Raw genomic sequence first — 22,781 nt, forward strand, 5'->3', positions numbered from 1 at the left:
ATTCCCTGTCTGGATTGTGGACTAAATACCTGAAAATTTTATCAAATCAATCTGAGTGAAAAAGAGTGTAGAGATGTAGCAGTACTAAGTCTCTACAAGGTTTCTGGATATAGCATATTTAACTTCACTAGATGTCTAATCATTCGTGAATAATCAGATCCCTGGCTTCTCTAGAAAGTCGATAATCTTGTCGATCGTGAATGATTCAGGATTGGTATATAGATAATTTTTATCTAATAGATTTAATAGTTCGCCAATTTTATCCGTGTTTGTACTCTATCATAACTTTACGGATACTCTTAGAATCAACCTAAATTTATTTCCGTAAGGAGTCGGATATGAAGACTTATGACATGTCTTTCATAAAAACCAATGGACTCACGACTTTGTTGGCATTTGTCTCAGTTATATTTATTTTATCATTCACTTTAATTATATTATTTTTTGAAAATATTCAAGGATTTTCAAACCAAGAAAAAATTGAATACATTACTCAAGCATTAACAACGATTGCCATAATTATTGGGGGATTGGCATTAATTCTTAATGCTTACTATACCTCTAGACTCTCTCTAGAAGAGAATCACAGCTTGTTAACGCAACTACTAACTGAAACACTAGCTTGGGATAACAATATCGGAAATTGTCTCAATCAGACACAACTAACTCCCCAAGAAATTGTTTCCGAACGCTTTTCTAAAGCGATTGAACAGCTGGGAAATGAAAAAATTGAAACGCGATTTGCTGCAATTTATGCTTTAGAACGAATTGCCAAAGATTCCCCGAAAGATCATTGGACAATTATGGAAATCCTCGCTGCTTTTATCCGCGAGAATGCCCCGGTGAATAGAGAATATGAGAATGAGTCACTACAATCATCAAAACTTCCTACAGATATTCAAACAGCCTTAACTGTCATTGGCAGACGCGATTCATCTAAAGATCCAGTCAATCAAAAACTTGATTTACGCAATACAGACCTTAGCAATGCAGACTTAACAGAAGCTAATCTCTCTAGAGCAATTTTTGTCGGAGCTAACTTGCAATGGATCAATTTTACCAAAGTAAACCTTTCTGAAGCAGACTTATCTGTTACCTGTCTTTGTGGCTCAATCTTTTATGAAGCCAACCTGCAAAAAGCAATCCTCCCAGAAGCCAATCTCCAAGGCGCAGTTCTTAGAAAAGCGAACCTTTCCCAAGCCATTCTTTACGATGCCAACTTGGAAGGCACAGTTCTGTGCGATGCCAACTTGGAAGGAGCAGTTCTTTGCGATGCCAACTTAGAAGGAGCAATCCTTTGTGATGCCAATTTAGAAGAAGTCAACTTCGAGGGTAGCAATCTCCAAGATACAAACTTGATTGGCAGTAACTTGCAAAGGGCAAAACTGGCTGGTGCTAATCTAGAAAGTGCATTACTGAGTACAGCTAACCTCCAAGAAGCTAATTTCCAAGAAGCTAACCTCTGTGGAGCCAACTTGAGCGGCTCGGAAAATGTAGAATCACAGCAGATTGAACAAGCAATTGGCGATCGCACAACTATCCTACCGGAAAATCTGAAAATACCTCAACACTGGCGGTAATAACAAGGTAAATTTTCAGCATCTAAAACTTGATTACACGATAGGGAGGTATAACTATGCGTCCCTATCGTGTTTAATTTAGTACCCAAAACTAAAAAATTCCCAAAAACCTGATAAATATTCTCTATCAGTCTAAATTTGACGCAATTTTAATCACTAATAATTATGAAACGCCGAGAGGTTTTTAATTAGTTGCGATCGTCATTGTCGGTTGAATTGCAAAAACTCGGTGAATTTGGTCGTCAGACCGCTAATTCCCTCCTTATTATAAGGTTATGGTAGTTTTGCGACTGAGCGATCGCCGATCTTATAGATTGGGTTGACATAAGAAAATCCAAGACCCTCAGAAGGAGAATTAAACGCTGTAGGATGAGGGATAAATAAATTCTAGAGATTTCTGTGAGCGAAACCGTCTATATTGAAACTAGTATTTTGGGATACTTGACTGCCAGATCGACAGAAAATTTGATTTTGGCAGCAAACATGAAAATCACGCAAGATTGGTGGAATATTCGTCGCGGTTCTTTTGTCCTTTATGCTTCTGAGATTGTAGAAGATGAAGCGGCTAGGGGAGATGCAGCGATCGCGGATCAAAGGCTGAATTTGTTAGAGTCTTTAACGTTTCTCGATCTCACAGAAGAAGCGATAGAGCTTGCACAAGAGTTTTTGCAACAAAGCAACCTACCACCAAAAGCCTCTAATGATGCTTTGCATATGTCATTAGCAACAGTTTACGGTTTAGACTACCTGTTAACATGGAACTGTAAGCATATGGCAAACGCCCAAATCCAGAGAAAGCTATCACAAATTAGCTCTAAACTTGGATATGAATTACCAGTCATCTGTACACCCTATGAGTTAATGGGATACGATTTTACAGGAGAATAATCTATGTATAAAAATGAAATTTTAGAGGAAATTCATAAGTACAGAGAGGAATATGCTAGCTCATTTAACTATGACCTGAACGCAATCTTTAACGATCTACGAAAGAAACAGATTGCTCATGGGCGTAAAGTTGTAAAACTTCCGATCAAACGTCAGTCTAACAAGTCACTACACCCGACGCAAACTGAGAGCGTGTCTACCTTAGCGTAGAGTATCTTTGCGCGAGTGAGTTCAGCTTTGATACTGTTGAGGGATCTGACTTTTTAAACATTATTATCGCGTTTCTTGATATTGTGCGATCGCACCACCACAACTCACTGCACCCGCTTCTGTGGGCGTAGCAATGCCAAAAAATTGTCTATGTGGTTTTACTAATGCCAATCCACCAACTCATCTGCTAGAGATTTTAAAGGTTTACTGTTATATAAGCAATGCTTGCTAGAGTCTGGAGTGCATCAATTGTGGGCATCGATGCCGTCAAAGTCGGCGTGGAAGTCGATGTGTCAGGGGGATTACCGGGAATTGTTGTCTTGGGACTTCCAGATTCAGCGATTCAAGAGTCCAGAGAAAGAGTCAAAGCAACTTTAAAAAATACTGGCTTTGCCTTTCCGATGCGAAAGATAGTAATTAATTTAACTCCGGCAGATTTACGCAAAGAAGGCCCCTGTTTCGATTTGCCTATCAGTGTAGGAATTTTGGCGGCTTCTGAGCAAGTTAGCGCTGATTTGTTGGGGGATTATCTATTTTTGGGCGAAGTCTCTTTGGATGGCAGTTTACGTCCTGTGGCTGGTGTATTACCGATCGCAGCAGCAGCGCCAAAGATGGGAATTGCAGGTTTAGTTCTCCCTGCTGATAATGCCCAAGAAGCAGCAGTGGTTGAAGATTTAGCTGTTTACGGCTGCAAACATCTGTCTGAGGTGGTGGATTTTTTAAATAATCCGGGGCGTTACAAACCTGTGCAGATCGATAGTACAACAAAGATAGCAACAGTATCCTATCCTGGCGCAGATTTACATGATGTGAAAGGACAAGCTCATGGGCGTCGTGCTTTAGAAATTGCTGCGGCTGGTGGGCATAATTTAATTTTTGTCGGGCCGCCTGGTAGTGGGAAAACGATGCTAGCAAGGCGCTTACCAGGAATTTTACCGCCGTTGAGCTTTGCCGAATCTTTGGAAGTGACTCGCATTCATTCGGTAGCTGGTTTATTGAAAAATCGTGGTACATTGGTACGCGATCGCCCTTTTCGCAGTCCCCACCACTCAGCATCCGGGCCTTCTCTGGTGGGTGGCGGTAGTTTCCCTCGTCCTGGCGAAATATCATTATCCCACAATGGGATCTTATTCATGGACGAATTGACAGAATTTAAACGTGATGTTTTAGAGTTTCTGCGTCAACCTTTAGAAGATGGTTTTGTGACGATTTCCCGCACCAAATTATCAGTTGTTTTTCCCGCACAGTTTACTTTGGTAGCGAGTACCAACCCCTGTCCTTGCGGTTACTATGGCGATACTATCCAACAGTGTACTTGTTCTCCTCGGCAACGCGAGCAATATTGGGCAAAACTTTCCGGGCCGTTGATGGATCGAATTGATTTACAAGTGGCGGTGAATCGCTTGAAACCAGAAGAAATTACTCAACAACCGACGGGGGAAGCATCAACATCGGTGCGTCAACGAGTACAAGAAGCACGCGATCGCGCAATTACTCGTTTTCAAGGAGAAGCAAATCTGCGTTGCAATGCCCAAATGCAGAGCAGTCATCTGCAAAAATGGTGCAAGTTAGATGATGGAAGTCGCAATTTATTAGAAGCAGCAATTAGAAAATTAGGTTTATCGGCAAGAGCAAGCGATCGCATTCTCAAAGTAGCACGGACTATTGCAGATTTGGCAGGAGAAGATCAGCTAAAAACCAATCATGTAGCGGAAGCGATTCAATATCGCACGATAGATAGAATGCAATAAAAAGGAACGCTAAGACGCAGAAGAAATTAACTGACCAATACGCTTGAGAATTTGCAAAACCGCGTACAGTTCTCTCACGGATACAAAGGGAGCAAAAACTCCTGACAAATCGTACTATGGTGTATTTGTTTGCGTCACTTTGACAAATAAAATATCGTCTCCATTCGTCATCATTCCAAACACAGGTTTACTGGGATTGGGGTTAGCCATCATATAAGCTAAAGCTTGCGGTACAGCCGACCAAACTGAGAGTGTGGTTTTTTTCGACTCCAACACCATCACCCACAACCGATCTTGTAAGACTAAAACATCAATTCGTCCGCGCAGTATCTCCTCGCCATCATTCAGCATTACTTCCACGGATGATTCAGCCTTAATTCTGAAAGGAGGATCGTAAAATCCAGAAAGTGCAAGTATTGGTGACACCAACAACAATATGACTGTCCCTTCTAGTAAATCACCTCCGGCACGGTGATAAAGATATCTGCGCCGCACGACATCCACAGAAGCTTTTTCCGCTTCTGTAATTTCAGACAACCCCTCATACCACTCTGGGAAAAATTGCTCGTTTTCAACACGGACAAAACCAAATCGATTTTCTGCATCCTGAAGAGTGGTAATTGCTGTGGTCTGTGTCATTGCTTCAATCAACATCAGCGCATCTTTAATTATCGCTAATTAGCGCCGCAGCTACGCCTGCCGTAGACATCGGATTGTTATGTCACTATAAAATTCTAAATTCCTCCCCAAGGACGCTTCACAAACACCCTTGGGAGGATGCCGTAACTCAGCAAATCAGTATCCAATATAGCAGGGACTAAGCAACATCCCTTACAAGGAGACTGATTGGATGAATTTGCAAGAAATTTGGAAGTTACTACAAGAGACATTCAAAGAATGGAGTGACGATAAAGCCTCGCGGTTAGCGGCGGCGTTAGCTTATTACACGATTTTTTCGATTGCACCATTGCTAATTATTGTAATTGCGATCGCAGGTGCAGTATTTGGAGAGGAAGCGGCAAGAGGTCAAATTGTCGGACAAATTCAAGGTTTAGTCGGGGTAGATGGCGCCAAGTTTCTCGAAACTGCCATCCAAAATGCTAACCAACCAAAGACAGGAGCGATCGCTTCGATTATTAGTGTCTTAGTTTTGTTATTGGGCGCTACAGGCTTATTTACTGAGTTGCAAGATGCGATGAACACGATTTGGGAAGTGAAACCCAAACCTGGACGTGGCATAAATAACATGATTCGCCTCCGCGTTTTGTCCTTTGCAATGGTGATTGGAATTGGCTTTTTACTTTTAGTTTCTCTAGTAATTAGTACGATATTAACAACCTTAGTAACATACTTTAGTAACTTATTGCCAGGTTTCGATTTCATCTGGCAGATTGCTAATTTAGTCATCTCTTTTGCAATAACTACAGTACTGTTTGGACTAATTTTTAAAGTTCTACCAGATGTCAAAATTGCATGGAGTGATGTTTTAATTGGAGCGGCTCTCACCTCAGTTTTGTTCTCTATTGGGAAATTTTTATTAGGACAATATTTAGGTAATGGCAGTTTTGGATCGACCTATGGTGCTGCTGGTTCACTAGTGGTGATTTTAGCTTGGGTTAACTATGCCGCACAAATTCTTTTCTTCGGTGCAGAATTCACTCAAGTTTATTCCCGAAGGTATGGCAGCGGCATAGTTCCAACTAAAAATGCTGTACATATATCTGATAACACAAACTATAATGGCAAGGCTCCAAGAGAACAAGCATCGAGTCAGAAAAAGCCATCTTCTCGCTTTATTAATCGCTTTTTTCAGTATTTTAGGAAGCCTAAACGCTTAAAAAAGAGAAGAAATCAGCGTTTTTAATCTTTAATTACTGGAGATTTATATTTATAAATCTAATAGATATTGTATCTAATATCACATCAAAGTAATTAATTATTCTTGCCATAGGTTATAAATAAAGTATTCAGCAATTCTGAATTCTGACTTTTTTTATACTGGATTTTTTCCAGAAGCCCATTGAACAAGGAAGAAAATCAGTGCTAATGGAAAAATGGTTTTTTATCAATTGGCAAGCAATTTTTATTCCTAGCATCAGCATCTTTGAGTTGATTATCCGCGGATCGCTAGTCTATTTATCGCTGTTCTCAGTGCTACGCCTACTTCCTAGCCGACAATTAGGAACACTAGGAATTACTGATTTACTCGTAGTTGTATTATTTGCAGAAGCTGCTCAAAATGCTATGGCAAGTAATTACACATCAATTACTGAAGGCGCTATCCTGGTAGGAACAGTGATTTTTTGGAGTTACTTGCTGAACTGGTTGGGTTACAAACTTCCCCAGTTCCAACGTTTCATGAATCCGCCACCGCTGCTATTGGTAAAAAACGGTCGGATGATTGAACGCCATCTGCAACGAGAGTTAATTACAGATGATGAGTTGATGAGCAAGTTACGTCAGCAAGGTGTGGAATTTTTAGCTGATGTGAAGTTCGCGTATATGGAAGCTGATGGCAGGATTAGTATTATCATGTCGGATTCAAAAACTGCTTCCGTCTCTGAGCAAAAAGTAGCGTTAAAAAGCGATGTACATTAATTAGACTGTAAAATATGACGGTTGTATTCTGTGCCGAACTGTGATTGAGCGTTATACTTTGCCCGAAATGGCTAATCTGTGGAGTGAAGCCTATAAACTAAAAACTTGGCTGCAAGTCGAAATTGCTGTTTGTGAGGCTCAAGCTGAACTTGGTTACATTCCATCTGAGGCGGTTGAGGAAATTAAGGCCAAGGCAGATTTCGATCCAAAGCGGGTGTTGGAAATTGAGGCTGTAGTCCGCCACGATGTCATTGCTTTTTTGACAAATGTCAATGAATATGTTGGTGATGCCGGACGCTACATTCACCTGGGTTTAACTAGTTCGGATGTTTTGGATACAGCTTTAGCACTGCAATTAGTTGCCAGTCTGGATATATTATTGCAACGTCTGGAAGATTTGATTCAGGTAATTCGCCAAAAAGCACGGGAACATCGTCATACAGTGATGGCTGGCCGATCGCACGGTATTCATGCTGAACCGATTACTTTTGGTTTTAAACTAGCTGGTTGGTTAGCAGAAGTGTTGCGACACCAAGAACGTCTGAGAATACTCCGCAAAACGATCGCTGTCGGTAAAATTTCTGGTGCAGTCGGAACATACGCGAATATTGAACCGCGTGTAGAAGCGATCGCTTGTCAAAAACTCGGACTCGAACCCGATACGGCCTCAACTCAAGTTATTTCCCGCGATCGCCACGCTGACTACGTGCAACAATTAGCTTTGGTAGCCGCGACCATTGAACGCTTTGCTGTAGAAATTCGCAATCTTCAAAAAACAGACGTTTTAGAAGTTGAAGAATTTTTCGCCAAAGGTCAAAAAGGCTCCTCAGCCATGCCACACAAGCGCAACCCTATCCGTTCGGAACGACTGACGGGAATGGCACGACTCGTCAGAAGTCATGCTGGTGCAGCTTTAGAAAACGTTGCTTTATGGCATGAGCGAGACATTTCTCACAGTTCTGTAGAACGGATAATTTTGCCAGATGCTTGTACTTTGACGCATTTTATGTTGTCAGAAATAACCGATTTGGTCAAAAACCTGTTAGTCTATCCTGAGAACATGAAACGCAATCTCAACTGTTACGGCGGCGTTGTGTTCAGCCAAAAAGTGTTACTAGCTTTGATAGACAAGGGAAGCAGCCGAGAAGAGGCTTATGCGATCGTTCAAGAAAGCGCTCACGCCGCTTGGAATAAACCGGAAGGTAATTTCCAAGACTTGATTAGCAAAGATTCTCGCGTTACCGAAAAGTTATCCCCAGCAGAACTAGAGGTCTGTTTCGACCCCCAGCAGCATCTGACGCACTTAGAAGAGGTTTATCAACGGTTGGGAATTTAGGATTAATTTGCTTGTAGTGAGCGCTTCAGCGCTTACTACTAAAAGGACTGAAACAAAAAAAATGGTCATGCCCAAGAACGCTCTTTAGTTAACCTCTAGAAAAATTCTGTATAATTAACCGATATTGGGTAGTTTTTAGGAAAAAGCATTATAAACAAGTGAAAATTAAGCCATCCGGTGAATCTCATCCAAGCGGATCGCTATGATTACTCTTTCCGGTTATGAGGGTTTAATTCAAATCCACGACGGAGATAACTCACAGGTCTATCGTGCTCGACGAGTTAAAGATGGGCAGTCAGTCATTCTGAAAATCCTTAAAGCTGATTACCCCACATCCGAACAACTCAGGCGTTACAGGCAAGAATACCACCTTGCCTATCAGCTCAACTTACCCCAGGTAATTAAAGCCTATGCGTTAGACAAATGGCAAAAAACGCTAGTCATTATTTTTGAAGATTTTGGAGGGAATGCCCTCAGACAGTGGTTGCAACAATACCCCCAAGGCTTGTCGATAGACCTGTTTTTGCTTGTGGCATTGAAAATTGCCAATGCACTGGGGCAACTCCATAGTCAAGCCGTCATTCATAAAGATATCAATCCTGCCAATATCGTCCTCAATCCAAAGACGATGGCGATCAAGCTGATCGATCTGGGCATCTCTACGCAACTAAGCCGGGAAAATCCTTCGCTGCAAACCCCAAGTGCCCTGGAAGGAACCCTGCCTTATATTTCCCCAGAGCAAACCGGACGTATGAATCGGGTGCTGGATTACCGCACCGATTTTTACTCGTTGGGAGTCACCTACTATGAGCTATTGACCGGCAGATTACCATTCATCAGTAATGACCCAATGGAGTTGGTGCATTTTCATATTGCTAAAATGCCTCCAGCATTAGGAAACAGGGAAGAAATTCCGCAGGTGCTTTCAGATATTGCGATCAAGTTGATGGCGAAGAATGCCGAAGATCGATACCAAAGTGCCTGGGGGTTGAAAGCAGACTTAGAGGAGTGTGCAGTGCAGTGGGAGAAAACAGGAACGATCGCTGTGTTTCCCCTTGCTAGAAATGATATCTGCGATCGGTTCCAAATTCCCCAAAAGCTCTATGGTCGAGAACGGGAGATGGCGGCATTAATGGCAGCGTTTGAGCGGATTGCCAAAGCTAAATCAGAACCAGAAAGCAGGGATAGCGTCGCCGAACTAATTCTAGTGACGGGTTACTCTGGGATTGGTAAATCTGCTCTGGTGCGATCGCTCTACAAACCGATTACGGCCAGGCGGGGCTATTTTATTTCTGGCAAGTTTGACCAGTTTGAGCGAAATATTCCCTACTTTGCTGTGGTAGATGCCTTTGCTGGCTTAGTGAAGCAACTTTTGGGGGAGCCAGATGCCATACTCCAGCAATGGCGAGAACGATTGTTAGACGCATTGGGAAGCAATGGGCAAGTCGTGATTGATGTCATTCCCGATGCAGAGTTGATTATTGGGCCTCAGCCACCCCCGCCAGAGTTGGGAGCAAGTGAAGCCCAAAATCGGTTTAATCTGGTCTTTCAACGATTTATTCAAGCCTGTTGCAGTCAAGAGCATCCGTTGGTGCTGTTTCTGGATGATATGCAGTGGGCCGATCTAGCAACGTTAAACTTGCTAGAGAAACTTCTGGGAAACAGCCAAATCAAGTATTTATTGCCGATCGTTGCCTATCGAGATCGTGAAGTATCAGTTGGTCATCCCCTAAACCTAGCGATCGCCCAACTCCAACGCCAGGAAGTCAACCTAGAGCAAATTACCTTAGCTCCGTTACCCCTGGAGCAAATTGAGCAATTGATTGCAGAGACGTTGCAGCAGGATACCGAAATGGTTGGCGGGTTGGCTCAATTGGCGATCCGTAAAACTGAGGGCAATCCCTTTTTTACAAGTGAGTTTCTCAAAACTCTCTACAGCGAAAACCTGTTGACATTCAATCATAACCTGAAGCAGTGGCAATGGGATCTCAGGCAGATTGAGGCAATGAGATTTACCGATAATGTGGTGGAACTCATGGTCGGACAGTTGCAGAAATTGCCCCCATCCGTGCAGGATGTTCTATCAACTGCTGCCTATCTCGGTGCAGAGTTTGATTTGCAAACCCTATCCTTGGTAAAGAATCGGACTGTGGAGGTTGTCTTCGCCGATCTCAAGACGGCAATGGAACGGGGATTTGTGGTGGCGCGATCGCCCCTGGATGAAAACCTGTTGATTCAGGACTACCAGTTTGGGCACGATCGCATCCAACAAGCTGCCTATTCCCTAATTCCCGACGACAAACAAGCAGCCACCCATCTTGAAATCGGGCAATTGCTGCTGCAAAATCTTTCCGAAACTGAGCAAGCAGAAAACCTGTTTGAGATAGTTCGGCATTTGAATCAAGGACGGGCGTTAATTACTCAGCTAGACGAGCGAGAAGCCTTAGCCCAACTGAACTTAAACGCTGGCAAGAAAGCCAAACATGCGACCGCCTACGCTGCTGCATTAGTCTATTTGGAAACGGGAATTGAGCTACTAACAGATAACTGCTGGCAAAATCAGTATGAACTGATCTTGGATCTCTACACCACCGCTGCCGAAGCGGCTTATCTCAACCCAGACTTGGCGCTCATGGAGAGCTTTGTGGAAGCCGTGTTATCACAAGCCAAAACAGTATTAGACAAAGTGAAAGTGTATGAGGTGAAAATCCAGGCCTATACTGCCCAGAGCAAATTTAGTGAAGCCATCAATATTGCATTGGAAGTACTGAATTCGCTGGGGGTAAACTTGCCCAGACAGCCAAGCAAGTTTGATGTTGTGTGGGAATTGCTACGGACAAAATTGATGATAGGACATCGACCGATTGCGAGCCTGGTTGACCTGCCAACCATGACCGCTCCTTACCCTCAAGCAGCAATGCGTATCCTAAGTAGAATAGCATCTGCCACCTACATTTCTGCTCCTCTACTAATGCGGCTGATTTTATTGAGACAGATCAATTTGTCCATTCAGTGGGGGAATATTTCTGAATCTGCTGCTGCTTATGGTCTCTATGGGTTGTTCCTCAGTGGCACGGGAGATATTAAAACTAGCTCTCAATTTGGTCAACTGGCTCTCAACTTAGTCTCTCAACTTAATGCTAGAGAAATTAAAGCTAAAACAGAGTGCTCGGTATTTAGCTCCACAAAACACTGGATAGAGCCTGTAAGAGAGATGTTGACTCCACTGCGGGAAGCGTATGCAGTTGGACTGGAAACTGGAGATTTGGAATTTGCGGCCTATTTACTTGGGCTTTCTTGTCACTATGCCTTACTCAGCGGCTGTGAATTGGCAAAACTGGAATTAGATATGGCAACCTGCACCTCTGCCATCCAGCAGACGGGACAAGACAGAACTGCTGCCTTGAATTCTATGTTTCACCAGGCGGTTCTGAACTTGCTGGATGGAGCGGGAAGTTTCTCTTGTTTATTGATTGGTAAAGCGTTCGACGAGCAGGATACGATCCCGGCGCTACAAAGCAGAAAGGACTCGAATCTACTCTTCCAGCTATATTTCAACAAAATACTGCTGTGTGTTCTATTCGGTGAGATGGAGCAAGCGGTAGTTAATGCTGAAGTAGCCGAACAGTATCTCGATGGGGTTCCGGGTCTGATCGTAGTTCCTCACTTTTACTTTTATAATTCCCTGGCGCTTTTAGCAACCACAGATATCTCCCCATCCCAACGAAAACCTCATCTTCAGAAAGTGCTTCGTAGCCAGAAGAAAATGAAAAAATGGGCGAAGTATGGCCCGATGAATCATTTGCATAAATATTGGCTGGTGGAAGCTGAACGGTGTCGGGTTCAAGGCAGGAATACACAAGCAGTGGATTATTACGATCGCGCGATCGCCAAAGCCAAAGAAAACCAATATATCCACGAAGAAGCACTTGCCAACGAACTGGCTGCCAAGTTCTACTTACGTTTGGGCAAAGAAACCATCGCCCATGCTTACATGGTGGAAGCTCACTATGGGTATCAACGCTGGGGTGCGATCGCTAAGGTCAAACAACTGAAAACTCTATATCCTCAGTGGTTCCAATCAGTGCAAAAGACAGGCTTCTCCCAGTTTCTCACTTGTTGCAGCACCTTTAATTTAGACAGTATTGCGAGTAGCAGTGCCGCATTCGATCTCAGCACGGTGATGAAATCATCGCAGGCGATTGCCAGCGAAATTGTTCTGGACAATCTGTTACAGACATTGATGAAAATCCTGCTAGAAAATGCAGGTGCCCAGACGGGTTGTTTACTATTGCCGACCTCAACCCCCTCAGGAGAGTTGGGCAACCTGGCGATCGCCATTTACAGCAATGCTGACACCACAACCCTCGCACCGGCCGACCCCATCCCTCCAATCTTGCCAGTATCCATTCTTCATTATGTGGCTCGGACGGGTGAAAGTGTGGTTCTCGACGATGCGGCTCAAGCGGGTAACTTTGTCCACGATCCTTATATTCAATTTGTTAAACCGCTTTCCATCCTGTGTTATCCCTTATTGAATCAAGGTCAGTTAGTCGGGATGGTTTATCTGGAGAATCAAGCCACGACGGGTACTTTTACAAGCGATCGGATTGAATTTTTGCAATTACTGAGTGGACAAGCCGCGATCGCCATCACCAATGCTCAACTCTATGCTCAAGTCAGGGACAGCGAACAACAGCTAAAACAGTTCCTGGAAGCCGTTCCTGTGGGCATCGGTGTATTAGATGCAAAGGGATATAGTTATTATGTGAATCAAAGAGCCAAAGAGCTAGTCGGAAAAGAGATTGCTCCAGAAGTAACGGCCGAGGAAATTGCCCAGGTTTATCAAGTCTATGTTGCAGGAACCAAGGAACTTTATCCAACCGAACAGTTACCGATTATCAAAGCCTTAAAGGGAGAAATCTCTAGTGTAGATAATGTTGAAATTCATCACGGCGATCGCACGATTCCTTTAGAGATATGGGGAACACCCATCTACAACGAAACACAGCAAGTTCAGTTTGCGATCGTTGCGTTTCAGGATATTACTGAGCGAAAACGCGCCGAACAGATTTTGGCCGATTATGCCCGCGAATTGCAACGAGAAGTCAGCCAGCGTACAGCTGAACTTGCCCAAATGAACGTGCAGCTACAGCAGGAAATTCAAGAACGAGAATTGGCTCAACACAACCTTCAGCTTGTCAATCAAGAATTGGAGCGACTGGCAACCACAGACGGATTAACCCAGGTAGCCAATCGTTGGTATTTTAATCAACATTTACACCAGGAATGGCAGCGATTAAAACGGGAACAACAACCTCTGTCCTTGGTTTTGTTCGATGTGGATTATTTTAAACACTATAACGACTACTATGGTCATCAAGCAGGGGATGCCTGTTTGGTGCAAATTGCCCAAGCTGCTAAACAAATAGTCAATCGTGCCGCCGATTTGGTTGCTCGTTATGGTGGCGAAGAATTTGTCGTGATTTTGCCCAATACGGATAAGCTCGGAGCGATTGCGATCGCCGAACGCATCCAGCGCGCCATTCGGGCATTAGCAATTCCTCACGAGCGATCGCAGGTGAGTGCGATCGTCTCGGTCAGTTTAGGTATTTCCAGTCTTGTCCCTACACCGGAACGTTTACCCGATACCCTGATTACCTTCGCGGATCGAGCGTTGTATGCAGCGAAACAGCAGGGGCGCGATCGATATGTAGTCAGTCCCTAAGTACAGATTTACATTAATCGGGAATTTCCTCATATAAATGCGATCAAAACCTGAAAAATTTTACCAATAAAACTTTCAGAGAAAACAGATAATTATAGCCATAATGTTAGAAAATAAAGCTCAAAACCCACTTGATGCCTCTTTTTTAAAAGAATGTTGTCAAAAAATATATATTAAGATACCAAAAATATTTAGTATTTCATTACTGAAGGCTGTAAGTTGGGTGCAGGAATTTTTGCCAGCCCTGGGTAGTATAAATAACAGATATTTACTCATTTATTAGTGCTTTGAGTGTCTTAATGATTGAAATTCTAGCCACACTTTCTGCCTCTGCGGCAGCAGGAATGAGAATAGGCATACCTTTGCTAATTATTGGATTATTGCAGGGTAGTAACTTGTGGTCACAAGTCCCAATTTTATCTCACATTTCTCCACCAATATTATTATGTTGCCTCACCAGTTGGTCATTAATTGAATTATTAGCCTCAAAAAAGCTTTGGGGGCAAAGATTGCTCCAAGTGGTTCAGTTATTCATGTCTCCCCTCGTGGGGGCAATTATGGGGTTAGCAGTAGCTAGTGCAACAGCAACGCCAAACTGGCTGATTGCCATAATTGGAGGTTTATTAGCTTTGGTACTCCAGCTCGTCCAAATTGGTTGGTTCTATCGGTTACGTGGCTTACCGTTGTGGGCAGTCTTCCTTCAAGATACGTTGTGCATTGCTCTAGTACTATTTGCCTTTGATGCTCCTTGGCAAGGAGGAGTAATTGCTTTAATACTGCTTTGGTTTGCAGTTCGTAGTGCGAAGCAGTGGTATGACTGGTATCGGCTAAAAAGTTAGGAGTTAAAAGTGAGAAGCGATGCCCTGAGCCTGCCGTTCGCGGAGCGTCTCGTAGAGAAGGGTTAGGAATGAAGATAGAAGTTAAAAGTGAAGAGTTAGCGAGAAAAATTAAAAACTCCCAACTCTCAACTCCTAACTCCTAACTCTTTTCATTTACTGCAAAAGCCCAATCATGTGCAAGAAGCCGTGACCGGTAATCAACTCTACGATTAAGGCAATAAAACCCAGCATCGCAATCCGACCATTCCATACTTCAGCACTAGTTGTCAGACCCCATTCCCAACGCTCTTGAGGGTACATTTTGACCATTTTTTTCATTTGAGCAGCTTGCGAAAGCTTGAAACTGGGGTTTTTCAGTGCATCAATCACTAATTCGGCTAGTGCATTAATAAATACTGGATGGGTATTGGGAGCCGGTACGCGGCGGAAGTTGTGAATTCCTGATTCTTCGGCTACTTCTCGATACTCAATATCAATTTCTTGTAGTGTCTCGATATGCTCTGAGACAAAACTGATTGGCACGACAACCAAATCTTTCACGCCTTGCGCGCCTAGTTCTTTGAGGGCATCTTCAGTATAGGGTTGAAGCCATTCTACTGGCCCGACACGACTTTGGTAAGCTAAGGTGTGGGCATTGGGTCGATTGAGAGTCTGCATAATCAACGCAGTACATTCTTCAATTTCCACCTGGTAAGGGTCGCCTGCTTCTTCAACGTAGCTTTTCGGAACGCCATGAGCGCTGAAGAATATATGAACCTCATCCGGGTTGGGAAATTGCTCAAGTTCCTGGGCTATGAGTTGCGCCATTGCTTGAAGATAGCCTGGTTGTTTGTACCAAGAAGGAATAACGGTATAATCAATGGGTTGAAGTTTTGGATCTTCTCGCCAAAGCTTGTCTAAAAGCCGGAAGCTGGAGCCACTAGTGCTGATAGAAAACTGGGGATATAGTGGTAATATTACTAGGTGTTCTACCCGATCTTGGGTAATTTGTGCGATCGCCTCTTCTGTATAGGGATGCCAATAACGCATTCCCACGTAAATATTAACTTCTTGCCCTAAAGAATTTAACTGTTCTTTTAGAGCTTCCCCTTGGGCTTCTGTAATCCGCCGCAATGGGGAACCACCACCGATTTGCTTATAATTTTCTTGAGATGTTCTGGTTCGCCGTGTGGCAATAAACCAGGCTAGGGGCTTTTGCAACCAGCGAAATGGTAGGCGAATAATTTCCGGATCGGAAAATAGATTGTACAAAAAGGGCCCGACATCTTCTAGCTTATCAGGGCCACCGAGATTGAGTAATAAGACGCCTACACGACCCATAGCAGTTACTTTCCCCCAATCTTTTCAGGTTTTTTACTAATGTTAACAATATATCTTTATTAAATATAAAGCTTAATAGCAAGGAAATATGCAATGGCAACAATTTTAAGAGATTGGAGTTACCGTTATCAGTGGTTATATGATGGTATCTCTCGTTTAGCAGCCTTAAGTGTAGGTGGTGAAGCCCGTTTTCGGCAACTTGCTTTGCAAGGCTTAACAATTCACTCAGATTCTCAGGTTTTAGATTTATGTTGCGGTAGTGGCCAAACAACGGAGTTTTTAGTAAAAACTTCACAAAACGTAACAGGATTGGATGCTTCACCTAAGTCTTTACAACGGGCGCGGCTAAATGTCCCGGAAGCTTCATACATAGAAGCTTTTGCTGAAGAGATGCCATTTGCAGATAATTTGTTTGATGTGGTGCATATCAGCGTTGCATTACACGAGATGCAGCCTCAGCAATTACGAAAAATTCTTAATGAAGTTTATCGGGTGCTGAAGCCGGGAGGAGTGTTTACGCTGGTGGATTTTCACGCTCCGACAAATCCGATATTTTGGCTTGGAATATCGGTGTTTTTGTTGTTGTTTGAGACGGAAACAGCTTGGGAATTACTGAAAACTGATTTAGCTGAGTTGTTAGCTAAGACTGGCTTTAAAGTGAGTAAGTTTACTTTATATGCAGGTGGGAGTTTGCAAGTGATACAGGCGAATAAATGAACAATACTACTTTATTAATGGCAGCTAAGAGACTCTGTTATTAATAAAGTATAGGTAATTTTTATATAGTACTTAAGCAGGTAGGCGGTGAAAAAATGACGCAGGAACTAATAGACCTCAAAAAGAGTATTTTGGAAGGGCGTTATGCAGATGCTTTAGCAATTGTAGACGAATTAGAAGGCATGAGTAAACAAGCTATTCTGCGGAATATCCGAGCTTATTTAAGGATTCTGCTGATTCATCTGATTAAAAACCAAGTAGAACAACGATTAACTGGTTCATGGGCAAATTCTATTCGTAATTCAATCCGAGAAATTAAAAGTCTTAATATCAAAGATAATAAAAAATCTTACTATATTAATTTAGGTGAGTGGGAGAGTTTGATAGAAGAGGAGGTGATTGAAGATGCGATCGCTGATGCCAGTGATGAAGTGATGAACGGTAAATTTACTCGCTCTCAGTTGTCTGCGATGCTAGATAAAAGCCAGATTTTAAGTACAGCAACTAGTTTACTGGCTTTAACATATAATTATTCGCCAAAAGAATTACCAGCGATTATGGACGATCATCTTAGTCAGTTAGCTGGTGGAAAAGATTGGATAAATCGGGGTTGAGGAGTGTTTCAATCCTTAATAGGGATTTTGATTAATTGCAATAACCTCAAAAAGTTACTATTTTTGATAAAGATTTAGTTTCAATCCCTAATAGGGATTTTGATTAATTGCAATTCTAGAGATATGCTGCGATGTATCCTCATTGTTAGACTGGTTTCAATCCCTAATAGGGATTTTGATTAATTGCAATCACGCCCATTGTGAGCGCTTTTTTGAGGATGGCTGCGTTTCAATCCCTAATAGGGATTTTGATTAATTGCAATTCTCCATAGTTTCAAATAAACATTCCTCCCAGGTTTCAGCAGTTTCAATCCCTAATAGGGATTTTGATTAATTGCAATTCAATTCGCTATGAAAATTTACGATTCAACATTACTCAGCAGTTTCAATCCCTAATAGGGATTTAGATAAATTGCAATTTCTGCTCGGATAACTTTGATTAATTGCTGCTCGTTTCAATCCCTAATAGGGATTTAGATAAATTGCAATTACCATCCTTACCTACCCAAGGTTTAATCCGCCTGTTTCAATCCCTAATAGGGATTTAGATAAATTGCAATTCAAAAGGCGGGTTTGCTATGATTCTGTCCCAGAGGTTTCAATCCCTAATAGGGATTTAGATAAATTGCAATCTTCCAAAAACAAATATTTTCCTGAGTACAATGAAGTTTCAATCCCTAATAGGGATTTAGATAAATTGCAATTATAATGTCTCTGACAATACAACTTTATTGTTAGGTTTCAATCCCTAATAGGGATTTAGATAAATTGCAATTCTTGCTCCAACCTCTTAGCCGATGTATTCAAGTTGTTTCAATCCCTAATAGGGATTTAGATAAATTGCAATTTGGATATGATATCTAACACCGCATTCTGTTAGAGTTTCAATCCCTAATAGGGATTTAGATAAATTGCAATTTAACACCTCTGGCTTGTATTGCAAGATTAAATAGTTTCAATCCCTAATAGGGATTTAGATAAATTGCAATCAGAAGTTTTACGGGGTGCGATCGCGGCGGTTGCTGTTTCAATCCCTAATAGGGATTTAGATAAATTGCAATACGAGAGCGAAGGCGATATGCTCCAGGCGTTAGAGTTTCAATCCCTAATAGGGATTTAGATAAATTGCAATAATTGCTGGGAATGGCAACTTAGGAAAAAAGCTGTTTCAATCCCTAATAGGGATTTAGATAAATTGCAATTTTATCAACTATTGACCCGTCTACAAAAACAACTGGATGTTTCAATCCCTAATAGGGATTTAGATAAATTGCAATAATCCGTCCCACAAAGAATCACTCCAATTAGCAGGTTTCAATCCCTAATAGGGATTTAGATAAATTGCAATTTTGCAGTTTTTAGATGGAGTAATCAAGGGCGGGAACGGGGTTTCAATCCCTAATAGGGATTTAGATAAATTGCAATATATACAGGATATTCATCAGTCATATTCTTTTTTAATTAGCTGTTTCAATCCCTAATAGGGATTTAGATAAATTGCAATAAGCATTAAGCATCCGCTCTGCTTCTTCTGCCTCGTTTCAATCCCTAATAGGGATTTAGATAAATTGCAATAATGCCCGAATGGATACTGCAAAATTGATTGCGGTTTCAATCCCTAATAGGGATTTAGATAAATTGCAATATGCCAAAGAAATGGTGAAATAGATTGCCAATAAGTTTCAATCCCTAATAGGGATTTAGATAAATTGCAATTCCCAGTAAGGATCGTGAATGATGGTGCTTGTTTGGTTTCAATCCCTAATAGGGATTTAGATAAATTGCAATACAAAAATTGGACATATATTCAACCGTTGAGTAAGTTTCAATCCCTAATAGGGATTTAGATAAATTGCAATAACAGTTGACATTTCCAGTATCAGCGAATTACAAACAAGTTTCAATCCCTAATAGGGATTTAGATAAATTGCAATTGAATCTTTGACTGTTGCAAAGATAAATGATGTTGCGTTTCAATCCCTAATAGGGATTTAGATAAATTGCAATTCCGTAACAATGCAAATCCTACCTAGTGCCCTGTTTCAATCCCTAATAGGGATTTAGATAAATTGCAATAAACTGGACTTGCTGAAGTTGCTGCCCAATTGCAGTTTCAATCCCTAATAGGGATTTAGATAAATTGCAATAGCGGGAGCCTGAAAGGCAAGCTATATTTAGTTTTCAAGGTGCGGTTGCGCGGTTCTAGAGCAATCATAGCATTAGAGAATTTCTTTGGGAAGAGTGTCAGGAAAGGTTGAAGGCTGAAACTCAATTATTGTAAGCATTTCAGAGATTGCGCGGATGAATTTGGACAATTGGTGGGGTGAAACGCTTGCTGGTGTTGAGATAGAAGCACTTTTTTTCGGGTGTGAAATTTGTACACCTACCCTTACGCGCATTTGACCATACAGTAATCTAAATATAAAGGAACTTAGTAATTCAACGTAGAGATGATGAAAGAACTAACGCGCCGCAAATTTATTGCAACAGCGACAGTGGCGACAGGTTTTGCCCTTGCAGTACAACCCATTTCTGCCGGAGTCATCACTACTGATGCCAAGGGGTTAGTGGCTGGTGCAGTGAAAATTCCTGTCAAAGATGGCGAAATTCCTGCCTATAGAGCAGCACCAGCTACTGGTGATAATTTCCCAATCGTTCTGGTAATCCAGGAAATTTTTGGTGTACACGAGCATATCCAGGATATCACTCGTCGCTTTGCTCGGTTGGGATATTTGGCGATCGCACCCGAATTATTTATCCGTCAAGGCGATGTCTCGAAGTTAAGCAACATAGACGAAATTCGTCCAATTGTCGCCAAAGTGCCAGATGCCCAAGTATTATCCGATCTTGATGCTACAGTAGACTGGGCAAAGAAGTCAGCTAAGGGTAATGGCCAGAAGTTGGGAATTACAGGCTTCTGTTGGGGCGGTCGTATTACCTGGTTATATGCAGCACATAATCCCCAGGTGAAGGCTGGTGTAGCTTGGTATGGGAAACTTGTGGGCGATGCTACCGAACTTCAGCCCCAGTATCCCGTCGATATTGCATCAAAACTGACAGTCCCCATTCTCGGACTTTATGGTGGGAAGGATACAGGTATTCCTGTTGATACAGTAGAGCAAATGCGCGATCGCTTAAAGTCCAGCAGTAGCAAATCTGAAATTATCGTCTATCCCAATGCACCCCACGCATTTTTTGCTGATTATCGCCCCTCCTACCGCGAACAAGAAGCTCAGGATGGTTGGAAACGCCTCTTGGCATGGTTTAAGGAAAATGGTGTTTAAAAAATTAGCTACTCATGAACTGTGACGCTGAAAAAAGTCCCAAATTGTTTCACTGGCGTTCAGCCCCAGCTTGGCATTGAATTTGTTTAGGCTCTCGTCAGTTGAAGAACCACCAGGCCAGAAATGTCCACCGTTGACTACCGCTAGCTGCCAGACTTCGGAATTGCCACTGCAACCTGTGTAGATAGCGGTTTTCACTTTATCTTCAGGAAAATTTGGAGATGCATTTGATAAGGTACATCGATCGTGCGATCGCCAAAACTCTACCATGTCTGAGATCGAAACCAACGCTCCTCTTCGAGTGTGATCATCACCTTCATAAAGGACATCGCGATCGTTTGTACCGTTGATCGTTAACATCGATATGGGAGTTTGAGGCTGGCAACTAGGTTTAAGTCTAACTGGGAGCGAACCAGCTACTGATGCAAAGCCAGCAATTTTATCAGGTAACTTACAAGCTAGTGCTTGGGTAAGTATACCACCTCTAGAAAAACCGGTGGCATAAACTTTATGACTATCAATATTAAGTTGCTGCTGAAGATGATTAATCAAAGCACTGACAAACAAAACATCATCTACTTTTCCTTGACCGTTACCTCTGAGGCTCCATTTTTGGTCAATTCCATCTGGATAAACAACAATAAATCCTTTTTGCTCTGCTAATTTATTGAAGCGAGTCACGTTACTGATAGACCGACCATTACCCTCATCTCCATGAAACACTAAAACTAATGGCATCGGGCGGTGTAGGTTATAAGATTTTGGAGTGTAAAAATAGTAAGTACGTAATTTACCTTGATTGTGTAGTTCTCCATAATTATCACCAATCAAGATTTTTTCTTTAGTTATATTTTTTTCGTCAGCCTGAATGGAATCGCAGGCTGTTACGAAACTAATTCCTAGTATAAATATTAAAAGTTTTTTTAAAAGATGATAATTTGGAGAGATATTCATGTTGATTCAATTGACTTATGTTAACTACTTGTATTTAATTATAAGTCTTATTTAGCAACAAGGTTTTAACTAATAGAGGCTAACAACTAAAGTTGTTAGCCTCTATTTAGATATTAAACTCTGACATTTACATAACGAGCAGGAACTCTAACTTTAACCCACCTGTTACCGCGTCGTACTGTTTCCCAATGTGCAGGAATTAACTTCCGTTGATATCGGGCAACAATAGGTTTACGCACAATAGCAGTTCTATGAACATTGGGTCTGACAATGATTTCTGCTGCTGATGCTTGTGACGGTAAGGAGGAAATTGCAAATGGGAGAGCAAGTAATGTACCTAATAGAATACGTTTCATATTCAAATCTCCATCAATTAATTTGCTTGAGTTTTATACAGCATTTATCAATAAGTTGTGAACAGATATTCTTACTCATTAGCTTTACAGTAAGTTTTGTTTGTTACACGACTTAATTGATTTGCTGTATTGCTCTCAGTTTAAAATGCTGAATAAGAAAACACAGTGTAATAAAGTCATAATGTCAGTATGACTTTATTCACATTTTAAACTTTGGACAAAAAAAAGGAGTTTAAAATTCCTCCTTTTTAGTATTATTTTTTACTTAATTATGTATATTTACAGGATTCTGTATGCAATCATTCCAATCAATACGGCAAGACCTAGCGCTCTGCGAAAATAATTAACGCCTTGAAATAGCTCCATCCACGCCCAAGTAAACAATGCGCCATTTGCCACAAAGTCTAACACTGTATTGATTTTACCACTTGTAAAAACTAGAGTGAGTAAACTAGCTACTATCCAAAGAATAAGTGGTGGGTTTGGCATTTGAGCCACAACAATTTTGCCACTGCTGTCACGGAAGGTTTTATCAACTAACGTGTTTTCCATTGTTTGAAATTACTACTTAGGTAAAATTATTAACTTGCAAAAATTACGGAGTAA

General features: G+C 41.8%; 15 protein-coding genes, 1 pseudogene and 1 CRISPR repeat array. Of the genes and pseudogenes, 11 read left to right on the forward strand and 5 right to left on the reverse strand.

The features are described 5' to 3' along the window. Positions 1-353 precede the first annotated feature (353 nt). From ACR5KR_RS17440 to ACR5KR_RS17450, 3 genes are all read left to right on the forward strand, one after another. Entirely contained in the window at positions 354-1,580 is a 1,227-nt protein-coding gene (locus ACR5KR_RS17440; protein WP_448267346.1) for a pentapeptide repeat-containing protein, read from the forward strand. Positions 1,581-1,979: 399 nt separating this feature from the next. Further along, complete coding sequence (locus tag ACR5KR_RS17445) at positions 1,980-2,468, forward strand: type II toxin-antitoxin system VapC family toxin (RefSeq protein ID WP_445631266.1); 489 nt, start codon at positions 1,980-1,982, stop codon at positions 2,466-2,468. A gap of 431 nt (positions 2,469-2,899) precedes the next feature. Beyond that, the gene (locus ACR5KR_RS17450; RefSeq protein WP_445631265.1) at positions 2,900-4,429 is read left to right on the forward strand and encodes a YifB family Mg chelatase-like AAA ATPase; all 1,530 of its coding nucleotides are present in this window, start codon (positions 2,900-2,902) and stop codon (positions 4,427-4,429) included. A gap of 9 nt (positions 4,430-4,438) precedes the next feature. On the opposite strand, the pseudogene ACR5KR_RS17455 reads toward ACR5KR_RS17450, so the two are convergent. After that, positions 4,439-5,068 (reverse strand): annotated as a pseudogene (locus ACR5KR_RS17455) (type I restriction endonuclease). Between the two features lie 211 nt (positions 5,069-5,279). On the opposite strand from ACR5KR_RS17455, the gene ACR5KR_RS17460 reads away from it, so the two are divergent. The 5 genes from ACR5KR_RS17460 to ACR5KR_RS17480 all read left to right on the forward strand — a co-directional run bounded on the left by ACR5KR_RS17460 (position 5,280) and on the right by ACR5KR_RS17480 (position 14,930). Further along, positions 5,280-6,293 (forward strand): YihY/virulence factor BrkB family protein, encoded by a 1,014-nt coding sequence (locus ACR5KR_RS17460; RefSeq protein WP_445631264.1) that lies wholly within the window; start codon positions 5,280-5,282, stop codon positions 6,291-6,293. Between the two features lie 182 nt (positions 6,294-6,475). Next, on the forward strand, positions 6,476-7,027 hold the full coding sequence (locus ACR5KR_RS17465) for a DUF421 domain-containing protein (protein ID WP_445631263.1): 552 nt from the start codon (positions 6,476-6,478) through the stop codon (positions 7,025-7,027). A 40-nt stretch (positions 7,028-7,067) separates the two neighbouring features. Further along, entirely contained in the window at positions 7,068-8,363 is a 1,296-nt protein-coding gene (gene purB, locus ACR5KR_RS17470; RefSeq protein ID WP_448267347.1) for an adenylosuccinate lyase, read from the forward strand. A 202-nt stretch (positions 8,364-8,565) separates the two neighbouring features. Then, on the forward strand, positions 8,566-14,091 hold the full coding sequence (locus tag ACR5KR_RS17475) for a diguanylate cyclase domain-containing protein (RefSeq protein ID WP_448267348.1): 5,526 nt from the start codon (positions 8,566-8,568) through the stop codon (positions 14,089-14,091). Between the two features lie 299 nt (positions 14,092-14,390). Continuing rightward, positions 14,391-14,930, forward strand: coding sequence for a DUF4126 domain-containing protein (locus ACR5KR_RS17480; RefSeq protein ID WP_448267349.1), 540 nt, complete (start codon positions 14,391-14,393; stop codon positions 14,928-14,930). A gap of 153 nt (positions 14,931-15,083) precedes the next feature. Here the strand turns inward: ACR5KR_RS17480 and hemH are convergent, their stop codons facing one another. Continuing rightward, on the reverse strand, positions 15,084-16,250 hold the full coding sequence (gene hemH, locus ACR5KR_RS17485) for a ferrochelatase (protein ID WP_448267350.1): 1,167 nt from the start codon (positions 16,248-16,250) through the stop codon (positions 15,084-15,086). Between the two features lie 93 nt (positions 16,251-16,343). Here hemH and ACR5KR_RS17490 point away from each other — a divergent pair, with 93 nt between their 5' ends. The 3 genes from ACR5KR_RS17490 to ACR5KR_RS17500 all read left to right on the forward strand — a co-directional run bounded on the left by ACR5KR_RS17490 (position 16,344) and on the right by ACR5KR_RS17500 (position 20,865). Then, positions 16,344-16,967 carry a class I SAM-dependent methyltransferase gene (locus tag ACR5KR_RS17490; RefSeq protein WP_448267351.1) on the forward strand — a complete coding sequence of 208 codons (624 nt, stop codon included), beginning with the start codon at positions 16,344-16,346 and terminating at the stop codon, positions 16,965-16,967. Between the two features lie 95 nt (positions 16,968-17,062). Beyond that, a complete protein-coding gene (locus tag ACR5KR_RS17495) occupies positions 17,063-17,581 on the forward strand; it encodes a DUF29 family protein (RefSeq protein WP_448267352.1) in 519 nt (172 codons plus the stop codon). A gap of 5 nt (positions 17,582-17,586) precedes the next feature. Continuing rightward, positions 17,587-19,728: direct repeats of the CRISPR family, unit length 37 nt; unit sequence GTTTCAATCCCTAATAGGGATTTAGATAAATTGCAAT. Positions 19,729-20,034: 306 nt separating this feature from the next. Next, the gene (locus tag ACR5KR_RS17500; protein WP_448270245.1) at positions 20,035-20,865 is read left to right on the forward strand and encodes a dienelactone hydrolase family protein; all 831 of its coding nucleotides are present in this window, start codon (positions 20,035-20,037) and stop codon (positions 20,863-20,865) included. A 12-nt stretch (positions 20,866-20,877) separates the two neighbouring features. Here ACR5KR_RS17500 and ACR5KR_RS17505 read toward each other — a convergent pair whose 3' ends face one another. The 3 genes from ACR5KR_RS17505 to ACR5KR_RS17515 all read right to left on the reverse strand — a co-directional run bounded on the left by ACR5KR_RS17505 (position 20,878) and on the right by ACR5KR_RS17515 (position 22,727). Continuing rightward, entirely contained in the window at positions 20,878-21,819 is a 942-nt protein-coding gene (locus tag ACR5KR_RS17505) for an extracellular catalytic domain type 1 short-chain-length polyhydroxyalkanoate depolymerase (RefSeq protein ID WP_448267353.1), read from the reverse strand. Positions 21,820-21,932: 113 nt separating this feature from the next. Then, positions 21,933-22,175, reverse strand: coding sequence for a hypothetical protein (locus ACR5KR_RS17510; protein WP_445631256.1), 243 nt, complete (start codon positions 22,173-22,175; stop codon positions 21,933-21,935). Between the two features lie 279 nt (positions 22,176-22,454). Next, on the reverse strand, positions 22,455-22,727 hold the full coding sequence (locus tag ACR5KR_RS17515; protein ID WP_445631255.1) for a hypothetical protein: 273 nt from the start codon (positions 22,725-22,727) through the stop codon (positions 22,455-22,457). Between the last annotated feature and the right edge of the window lie 54 nt (positions 22,728-22,781).

This window comes from Nostoc sp. DSM 114159 (genome assembly GCF_053470285.1).